At 47.3% G+C, this 10,000-nt stretch carries 6 protein-coding genes and 1 pseudogene; all 7 read right to left on the bottom strand.

Annotation, left to right across the window (positions count from 1 at the left end; all coding sequences use genetic code 11):
- A pseudogene (locus tag LDL18_RS01020) lies at window positions 1-682 on the bottom strand (S9 family peptidase); the annotation flags it as partial.
- Between the two features lie 58 nt (window positions 683-740).
- Window positions 741-2,978: a TonB-dependent receptor gene (locus LDL18_RS01015; RefSeq protein ID WP_296506221.1), complete on the bottom strand. Its 2,238-nt coding sequence runs from the start codon at window positions 2,976-2,978 to the stop codon at window positions 741-743.
- 92 nt (window positions 2,979-3,070) lie between these two features.
- The gene (locus LDL18_RS01010; RefSeq protein ID WP_011240670.1) at window positions 3,071-3,235 is read right to left on the bottom strand and encodes a hypothetical protein; all 165 of its coding nucleotides are present in this window, start codon (window positions 3,233-3,235) and stop codon (window positions 3,071-3,073) included.
- A 254-nt stretch (window positions 3,236-3,489) separates the two neighbouring features.
- The gene (locus LDL18_RS01005; protein WP_296506220.1) at window positions 3,490-4,275 is read right to left on the bottom strand and encodes an SDR family oxidoreductase; all 786 of its coding nucleotides are present in this window, start codon (window positions 4,273-4,275) and stop codon (window positions 3,490-3,492) included.
- A gap of 230 nt (window positions 4,276-4,505) precedes the next feature.
- The gene (locus LDL18_RS01000) at window positions 4,506-5,921 is read right to left on the bottom strand and encodes a TolC family protein (protein WP_296506219.1); all 1,416 of its coding nucleotides are present in this window, start codon (window positions 5,919-5,921) and stop codon (window positions 4,506-4,508) included.
- A complete protein-coding gene (locus tag LDL18_RS00995; RefSeq protein WP_296506218.1) occupies window positions 5,921-7,048 on the bottom strand; it encodes an ABC transporter permease in 1,128 nt (375 codons plus the stop codon). Before LDL18_RS00995 ends, LDL18_RS01000 begins: the two co-directional genes overlap by 1 nt.
- Window positions 7,049-9,817, bottom strand: coding sequence for a ribosome-associated ATPase/putative transporter RbbA (gene rbbA, locus LDL18_RS00990; RefSeq protein ID WP_296506217.1), 2,769 nt, complete (start codon window positions 9,815-9,817; stop codon window positions 7,049-7,051).
- Window positions 9,818-10,000 lie beyond the last annotated feature (183 nt).

Below are 10,000 nucleotides of genomic sequence, written 5' to 3'. Positions count from 1 at the left end.
CTTGCGCTTGGTCAAGAGATTGACCGCGTGCCAGTCGCTTAACGATAAAAGGATAGCCGGATTCCGTCAGGTCGTCTTTTGTCCAATCGGTCGCAATCAGCAGGTGATCTTTGTCTTCCCATGTGACGCGATGTTTCCCGCGTGGCAGGTGAAAGCCATCTTTGACAAATTGCTTGGTTGTCAGATCAAATTCGCGAATTTCGGCGGCATCTTCGCCACCATCCGATAAAGATATCAAGCAAAGCCGTTGATCCGGCTGGAAACAGTCAATGCCATGGAGCACCCAGCTTTTACCTTCTGCTTTACCCAAAGCATCAATATCAAGCACCGTTTGCCAATGGGGGGTCGCATTACGGTAATCTTCCAAGCTGGTTTTGCGCCATATCCCGCGAAGATGATCGCTATCTTTCCAGAAATTATAGATTTCACCCTGCAAAAAGCTCGGCATCGGGATACGATCCTTGGCTGATCCGATGGCGAGGGCTTCTTGATAAAGCGTTTTATAGCGGCTGTCCGCTTCTAAAAGACGAGTGCTTTTGTCGTTATGACTTTTGACCCACGCCATAGCTTTGGGTGAAGAAAATTCTTCGAGCCAGATATAAGGATCGTTATGAGCCACTGCGGCCATTGCCGGAATGGATGCCATTGAAGTCATCAATAAAGCGGGTAACATAGAGCGCATAAAGTTGGTTCCCCCCAGTTAAGTCGTTTAAAGACTATAGTCTTTATTTTTGCGTTGTCTAAAAATTACCGATGACAGAAAATCTGGCTGATCTTGGCTCGATAGAATGGCCGGTTGCCCCTGTGCTGACGGCTGAAGTCGGTGTTAAACGATAATCATAGGCATATTGCGCGGCATAGCCGTGATTATTGAATAAATTAAAGATACTGGCTTCAAAACGTAAGTTTTTAGAGACCCTGTAGCCAACACTAAGATTGACTTCTCTATAGCCTTTTGAGCGTAATGAGTTATCTTCGTTAAGAGGGTAACTGCCCAGCCAGCGGACTTGCAAACTGCCATACCAAGCTTTGTGAGAATCTGCCAAAATACCAAAAGCCCAGACAAATTTAGGGGCATTCGTTACGTAAAGGCCGTCAATTCCATATTGTGAAGGGTCTTTTGTTCGATAGCGGGCATGGGCAAAAGACAAATCTGTATTAAATTCCAGCCATGACAGCGGATTATATTGTGCTGAAAATTCGACCCCTTTTCGACGACTGGCGGGTCCCGGCGTATTGACACCCGCATCGCCATCATAGCTAAGCTCGGAATCGAAATCGATCAGGAAAACCGCGGCTTGCATATGTAAATTTTTGATGGGGGTTGTCCGAATGCCGATTTCACCGCTGACAGCGGCAGTCATCAAAGGCACTTTGACAGAATTTTGTGCAAATTGGTCAGCGGAATAAGAGCCTGAAACGGAACGAAAGTCATTCGAGTGGTAGCCTTTACCACCACTAAAATAGAGTTCCGTATTTTTCCAAGGCCCAAAAATCAAACTGCCTTTGGGCTGGAAAAGCCATTGATGTTTTTTTGTCGTGCTTCCGTCCACAAGATTATCATCGGTGCCACCTTGATAATCTTCACGGAAGCCGACCACTGTGCGAAGCCATGGTAACCAATGGGTTGTATTCTCGACATAAAATCCGACTGCGCCCAGATTGATATTATCGCCATTACAGAGATATCGGCCACTGGGGTTTAAACTACCGGGGCATTCTTCAAGGGCTTGGCGGTGGTAGGTATGGCGGCGATTGACGTATAAAATATCATAGCGGCCTTGGAGACCAACCTGCGTATCCGTTTTAAAGTCGCCGATATAGTCGTTGCGACTATAGACGGCACTGCCACCGAATGTCGTTCTGGCTTCGTGTTGGGAGTGTTGGTCGCCGTTAACGGGATCATCTAGATAATGGGTGAAGTCATTCCATAATGTCATCCGGCTATGGGTGGCAAAGGCACTGGTAACAAATTTCCAGTTGGAACCTGATTTGCGATAATGACCGGAAAGGCCATAACGTTCGGCAAAGCCGCCATCGGTAGGGTCAAGTGAGCCATAACGGCTGATCATGCCCGTTTCGATGGCTTCTATTGGTTGGTCATTGGTGGCGCGCCATTTACCACGATAATACATTGCCGTTACATCAAAACCGTCCGAGTTGTCGCCATGGGTATAATGCGACATTGCCCGAATAGACCGCGCATTATCTGGATATTTCCATGGCCCGTCAGCATGTTGGAGGCTTAGCGCGTTAACCCAACGGTCGCCATTTTTGAAATGTGTTGTTCCGCCAATATAGAAGCGATAGTCGCCCAAGGTGCCGCCGCTGAAGGAAACTTGGCGAGGGATATCATCCGCCAGCTTCATATGATCGGAGCCAGCCACACCAAAGTCACCAATATTCGCGTGAAAAGGCCCTTTTGTATAATCTACCCCGCCAAGTGTCTCGGGAATAAGAAAGTTGATATCAGTATAGCCTTGACCATGAGCGTTAGTAGCTCCGTTAATCGGCACATCATCGACAAAAGTTGCAAGGTCAGTTCCGTGATCGAGGTTAAAGCCACGTAAGAGGAATTGATTGGCCTTACCTTCACCGGAATGGGTCGTGACAACCAAACCCGGAACCGCTTCCAATATCTGTCCAACGCGATAGGCAGGTCGTAGTTGAATTTCTTTGGCTGTGATTGAGCCTTCGCTGGCTGTACTGGTCTTTCCGAGGAGGTCTTTTCGTGAGGCGACTACTTCGATATCTTTTGATGTAACACTTTTTGATATTTTTTCTTTGTAATGGCTGCTGGGTGTGGGAGAGGTATTTTTTTCGGTGGTTTCATCATTTGATGCGTTTTCTTCGACTGGAATATCTTCAGCTCTAGCAGCCGACGACAAAGTTTGAACGCAGCAGATACTGCTTAAAAGCATTGTTACAAGCGTTGTCTTTTTCAGAAAACGCCTTTTGACCTTTTTTCCTGATTTCACTTTCTGCGCCCCTAGATGATATAATATATCATATCTTCATATGAGCGTGAAGTCTACAGTTATTGATATTGATTTTCAATAACGAAAATTAGTTAATGACATACAGCAATACGCGTAGGGCGGCTGGGAATGCGTTTTACTTTACAGCTTTTTTGCGGTGGCAGATTGGTTGTGGTGACCACCGGTATGGGCAAAGCCGGAGGAGGGGGCGGTTCCGTATCGAGGTCTGTGACCAAAAATAACAAGGGAATTATCATAAGGCCTCAATAAATAGGAAAGGTGGATAATTATTTATGTTATAACATAACATGTATATGTCGTAATCAAAATAGTTTTTTTGGTAATAAAACTTGTCTGCTGTTAAATAGCGTTAAAAGTCAAAAAGATGATTTCTGAATGCCTTTGATATAAGGGTTTTTAGAGGGTTTAGAAGATAGTTTAGATTATCTGATGAAAGCGGTTTGAAGCGAAATATGGCTCCCCCCAATGGGGGAGCAATATCAGTATTTCCTTATAGGATTGTTGGGATAATTCCGCCTTCAAGTCGGATGGCCGCCCCGTTCGTGATGGCTCCGAAGGGGCTGCAAAGTAAGGCAACTTGGGCAGCAATTTCCGCCGGATCGCAGCGGCGTTGCAGCAAAGAAAGGGGACGCATTTTTTTGAAAAATTCGGCTTCCATTTCTTCTTCTGAAAGACTGTCATTGGCGACGGCTGCTCTTATAAAAGCCGTACTACCTTCAGATTTTGTGGGCCCCGGTAAAATTGTATTGACGGTGACAGCCGTGCCTTTGGTCTCTTCAGCGAGACCGCGCGATATCGCCAATTGTGCCGTTTTTGTCATGGCATAATGGATGGTGTCGCCTGGGGTAACCACGCCACATTCGCTTGAGACAAAGATGATTCGTCCCCAGTTTTTCTCGATCATTTTTGGGAAATAGTAGCGGGAAAGCCGGACACCGCTCATAACATTGACTTCGAAAATATGGTGCCATTCATCATCGGTAATATCAGAAAAGGCCTTTGGTTCGAATATTCCAAGATTATTGATGAGAATATCGACGGCTGGCACCTCTTTTGTAAGGATTTCGATACCCGCTTGGCTGCCCGCATCCGCTAAAATAGCTTTGACTTTTTTGGGCGCTGAAAATGTTTTGAGAGCAGCATCCAGTTTGGCCTGACTGCGGCCGCAGATAATGACATTGGCACCTTCTTCGGCAAATCTTTGCGCAATCGCAAGGCCGATACCAGAGGTTGATCCCGTGACAAGGGTGGTTTTGCCTGTGAGCTGTAAATCCATAAAAGGCTCCTATCCTACAATATTATTATAGCTTGTAAGCTGCGTTCCCCTGTTAAAGGGGAGACTCCTCTTTAGGATTATTACAGGCATTGTCCTTTCCAGAGGTAATTTAAAAATTTGTGGAATGTCGTCTCAATAAAAAGAAATTTGAATGGAACAGGGGCAGCATAAAACCGGAATGACTCCGTCATTTGAAGACAGAGTAATTCCGATTTTAAACAGAGAAGATTTTAACTCCATCCACCACCAAGGGCATAATATAGATTGATGGTGGCCATTTGCTGTTGCTGGGTGGTTTGAATAAGGCTGTCGTTTTTATCCACCTTATCTAGTTTGGTTTCCAAGACATTTTGAAGCGTATGTTTGCCGCCTTGATAAAGACCTTGTTCGACCGTGATATTTTGTTCTGTGATAGCCAAGGCTTGTGACAGCTGCGTGATACGCTGATCCTGACTGCTGCGCGCCTGATAGGCATTTTCTACTTCGGTGAGAGCCGACAAAAGTTTTTTGTCATAAAGTGCAACCGCCTCATCAAGTCTGGCATCTTCCAAAGCGATATGGGCGTGCACCCGTCCGGCGGTAAAAATCGGGAGATAGGCCGTTAATGCCATAATGCCCCCTGAATTTGAAAAGCCGGAAAGACCAGAGAAGCGAATTCTTCCATCGCCACCGAAAAATTGGAGGCCAAAGCGAGGTAGCAAATCAGCCTTGGCGCTTTTTAGGCGATTTAAAGCGGCATTGATATTGGCAATGGCCGCCGCAATATCCGGTCGCCGATTTAAGACCGTACTAGGTAATTCCCCAGCCGGAGCGGGAGGGGTTACCGATTCCGGTGATATCGCTATGTCTACATTTTCAGGCGTTCGCCCACCCAAAATAGCGATATGGCGCAATGAGGCTGCAATCGCAGATTCAATATCGGGGCGGTAGCTGTGCAAGATATTGATCTGCACATCCAAGCCTTTGATATCCGATAAAGTCGCCTGTCCGGCGTTAAATCTTGCTTGTGTATAGCTTTTTAAATTCTCCAACAGGATGAGGCGTTGGTCGATAAGTGCCAGTCTTTTCCGTAGACATTGGATGCCCGTGTAGTAGCTGGCGACTTCAGCGGCGATTGCCATTTGTATTTGGTGAAGTTGGGCTTCCTGTCCTAAGACTTCGGCTTTGGCGGCTTTGGCATCGGCATGTCTTGCACCGAAGAGATCAGCATCCCAAGAGGCGGTGACACCCGCGATATGGCCTACTGAAGTCGGATCGCTGGAATTATTACTGAAACTGTTAAGATAGCGATTGCGGGAATCCGTGCCACCGCCTGCGATATTACCGGTCACGCCAATTGTCGGAGACAGCGACGATTTGGTCATTTTGAAGTTAGATTTTGCCTCTTGAATATGATCGCGGGCAATGCGGAGATCAAGATTGGCCTTGAGCGTGTCTTCGATGATCTTGGTGAGTGCAGGATCGTTCCAAGCAAGCCACCATTTCGATATATCGCCTGCCTGCCCAGCCGCTGCTTGCGTAAATTGTGAAGGCATTACCACCTGTGAAGGCGGCACCGGCGTTTTAAACGGTGAACAGCCAGCCAGTATGAGGGTGGCGATGAATCCCGAATAAAGGGATGTTTTTTTGATAAAAGTCAATTTCATCAGGACTGGCTCGTGAGCATGGAACGAAAACGGATAAGGGCGAAAGCAAGAAACAGGATTCCTGCGGCGATAATGATGACCAATGGTTGCGTAATGGCATCAAAACCAGCCCCGCGATAAAGGATGGCCTGTGCAATATTAACGAATTGCGTTGTTGGCAGAAAATAGACCGCATGTTGTATTGAGGTTGGCATATTTTCGACTGGCGTCGCCGCACCAGATAAAAGATAGGCAACGGCGTAAACCGGCACGACCAACAAACCGAATTGCGGCATGGTTGGAGCAACCGTGGCCAGCATAATCCCCAAGGCCGTTACCGAGAAAAGATAGAGCAGGGTGCAAATCGCAAAAAGCAGGATAGAACCCGATAATTGAACCCCAAGCCAGAGATGCACCACCAGCCAGAGCGACAGCATCGAGGCTATAAAAATAGCCCAGCCATTCGCGATAATTTTAGCCATAGCGATTTCGCTGGGGCTGACAGGCAAAACCAACAGATGTTCAATAGTGCCATGTTCTTTTTCACGGATAACGGCTGCCCCGACGAGAATGATCGAAAGCATGGTTATATTCGTGACGATCTGCATCACTGACATAAAGGGATAGGATTCGGTATTGGGATTAAAGTAAATCCTACTGTCGATTTGGAAAGGTACAGCCGAGGTAACCGAAGACAGCGGAATAGCCGCTTTTATCTCGCGATAGAAAATTTCGGTTAGATAGACCGTGCCTAATCCGGCCTGTGTCATTGCCGTGGCATCGACACGGATTTGCAAGGAAGGTTCTCTTCCTGCGAGAACATCCCTTTCAAAATTGGGCGGAATATCAATGGCAAAAATATAGTTGCCTTTATCCATTCCGTCTTCGGCCTGTTGCGTATCGGTCAAAATCGGCGGTTTGAAATAGGGTTGTAAAATAGCATCCCGCAATCGGTTCGAAAGTGTCGAATGATCATGGTCAATAAACGCCACTGTGGCGTTTGAAACCTCGACCTTGACACCATCGGCAACGGCCAGAACGCCGCCTGTAAACGCAAAGACGATCAGGGCAATCAGAACCTTGTCGCAGAGGAGGCTTCTGAATTCTTTTGCGCATAGAAGCGTAACATTGATTAACCAACGTCTCATCTACAGCTCCTGTTTCCGCAGGAGGACACAGGCAAGGGCGAGATAGAGAAGGGCAAATCCCGTTAAAGCCCCATACATCGTCAAAAAGGCCGTAAAACCAAGACCTTTGGTGAAACTGCCAAGACTGATTAGTTGAAACCATGACGCTGGGAAACAACGCCCCACATGATAGGAAATGCCCGTCAATGTAGAAACAGGGTATAGCAGCCCCGAAAAATTGACTGCCGGAATAAGGCACAAAATGGCCGTTCCAAAAATAGCCGCGACTTGAGAGCTGACAAAAGTCGATATCAAAAGGCCGAGGCCTGTTGCGGCAAGATTATAAAGCAATGCGCCTAGTGAAAGTGCCAAAAAAGACCCTTTCAACGGAACGCCTAAAATCGTGACCGACAGCACCACCAGCGAGAGATAAGCCAGCATCGCAATAGCGACATAGGGGAGCTGTTTCCCGATAAGATATTGTCGGGTTGAGGCCGGAGAGGCATAGAGATTGATAATTGAACCAATTTCTTTTTCCCGAACGACACCAAGCGCCGTCAACATGGTTGGGATCAGAATTAAGGCCAGCATGATGGTATCTGGCACCATCGTATAAATGCTGAGAAATTCCTGATTATAGACAAAACGGGGTTCAATCGAAAAAGGCAGCGAAGAAGGCGCGCTATGCGTTAATCCCTGCGCTGATAATTGGGCATATTGTAGCAGGGCATTGGTGGCATAGGATTGAATATTGGCTCCAAGGAAAGGCATCGCCCCACTGATCCCGATACCGACAGAGGGATGACGACCGGCCTCGATATCCCGACCGAAACCGGCAGGAATATCAACTGTCATCTGTGCGGTGCCATCACTAAGGCGTTTATTCATTTCAGCGAGGCTAGAAGAGGCCGCTTTTTCTGTGAAATAGGATGAACCTTGAAAGCTTTTGACCAAGCTGCGGCTTTCGTTGCTTTGATCTTGGTCGCAGACGGTGAAGCTGATTTTATTGATGTCAAAGGAAATACTATAGGCCGAGACCAAAAGCAGGATAATGGGCCCTGCAACCGCAAAGGTTAGGCGTAATTTATCTCTTAACAATTCAAGGCTTTCGCGCCTTGCAAAAGCCCAGACATAAGACAGCCAATGCCAAAGAGGCGAGGATGTCGCCTTTTTTTTATTATCCGAAATATTCTCAAGAGAAACATTCGAGGAAGAGGTCTGGTTGTCACGGTTATCTTTATCTTGTGACATTTGGTCTTGGAGATAGTCGATAAACGCAGCTTCGAGTGATGTTTCTCCCCGCTTTTTCATCAGTTCATCTGGTGTGCCAACCGCCAGCACATGGCCACGATGCATCAGGGAAATACGGTCACAACAGGCCGCTTCATTCATGAAATGGGTTGAGACGAAAATGGTTACATGCTTGTTACGGGAAAGATCGATCAGATGATGCCAGAACATATCCCGCGCGGCCGGATCAACGCCCGAGGTCGGTTCGTCAAGAATGAGAATATCAGGGGTATTGATACAAGCAGCAGCAAGCTGCAAACGTTGCCGGATACCCAAAGGCAAATCCGCCGGACTGATATCGGCAAAAGGGCGTAATTCAAAATTATCCAGCGCATCATCAACGCGTTGTTCGGTTTCTTTTTCAGTTGCCCGATAAAGACGCGATTGCAGCACCAGATTTTGTTTGACCGTCAATTCTTCATAAAGCGAAAAGGCCTGTGACATATAGCCGATCCGCATACGCGTATTGAGATCGCCCGCAGAAACGGGCTTGCCGAATAATTTGGCCGTGCCGCTGGTGGCATCCAGCAGGCCGGTCAGCATTTTCATCGTTGTCGATTTGCCGCAGCCATTGGAGCCGAGAAAACCGAAAATCTCGCCTCGACCAATACGAAAGCTGACATTATCTACCGCTGTAAAAGAGCCAAAACGACAAGTGAGGTTATTGGCCTCGATAGCAGGTTCTGGATCGGTATTTTGATAGGGCGGAATTGAAAAACCGCTGGCTTGGGTACGTTTTTCTTCTGGTAGAAGAGAAATATAGGCTTTCTCAACCGTATCTTGGCCGGTTTGTTTTAGAATATCCGCCGTTTTGCCATTTGCCAAAATTTTCCCGTCATCCATAGCAACCAACCATGAAAAACGAGCCGCCTCCTCCATATAGGCCGTGGAGACAATTACCGTCATCGAGGGATTACCCGCCTGTAAGGCATCGACCAATTCCCAGAATTGCTGCCGCGACAAAGGATCCACACCAGTGGTCGGTTCGTCGAGAATAAGCAAATCGGGATTATGGACAAGGGCACAGCAGAGGCTAACCTTTTGTTTCATACCACCCGATAATTTTCCGGCCGGACGATCAAAGAAAGGCGCGAGACTGGTCGCTTCCAAAAGCTGGGCAATACGGGTTTTCCGATATTCGGCATCCAGACCGAACAGCCTTGCGAAAAAGTCGATATTTTCTTGCACTGACAAGGTCGGATAGAGGTTATGCCCCAAACCTTGCGGCATGAAAGCAACCCGAGGCAGAACAGCTTCGCGTTGTTTTTTTTGGCCTATATCCGCGTCAAGTGTGGTGACCTTGCCAGATTGAAGGCGTTTCACCCCCGAAATAATACCAAGCAGTGTCGATTTACCTACGCCGTCGGGCCCAACCAAGCCGATAGTTTGGCCGGCTGGCAAATCCAAATCAATCTGATGCAAGGCTTCGTTATCGCCATAATGGTGAGTCAGATTTTGGATAGAAACGGCGAAATCGGAAGCGGCAAAAATTTTTGCCATTGTATCATCCCCGATCCGACTTGAGGCTTGGCCATTGTGCAGAAGGTTCTGTCCGAACATAGCCGATTCCGGTCATACCCGCTTTCAATACGCCACCGAGGTGATGAACCGTATCTGGCATAATGCGGAGTTTGACCCGATAGACCAATTTTTCCCGCTCGGTTTTTGTCTCGACAAATTTAG

It is taken from the genome of Zymomonas sp. (assembly GCF_020216885.1).
GTDB lineage: Bacteria > Pseudomonadota > Alphaproteobacteria > Sphingomonadales > Sphingomonadaceae > Zymomonas.
The sequence above is the reverse complement of the archived record's forward strand: the minus strand, read 5'-3'. Positions and strand labels throughout refer to the sequence as shown.

Excerpts from the sequence above, each read along its gene's own strand:
- rbbA (WP_296506217.1), bottom strand. The coding sequence starts at position 9,817 with ATGGCAAAAATTTTTGCCGCTTCCGATTTCGCCGTTTCTATCCAAAAT.
- LDL18_RS01010 (WP_011240670.1), bottom strand. The coding sequence starts at position 3,235 with ATGATAATTCCCTTGTTATTTTTGGTCACAGACCTCGATACGGAACCG.
- LDL18_RS00995 (WP_296506218.1), bottom strand. The coding sequence starts at position 7,048 with ATGAGACGTTGGTTAATCAATGTTACGCTTCTATGCGCAAAAGAATTC.
- LDL18_RS01000 (WP_296506219.1), bottom strand. The coding sequence starts at position 5,921 with ATGAAATTGACTTTTATCAAAAAAACATCCCTTTATTCGGGATTCATC.
- LDL18_RS01005 (WP_296506220.1), bottom strand. The coding sequence starts at position 4,275 with ATGGATTTACAGCTCACAGGCAAAACCACCCTTGTCACGGGATCAACC.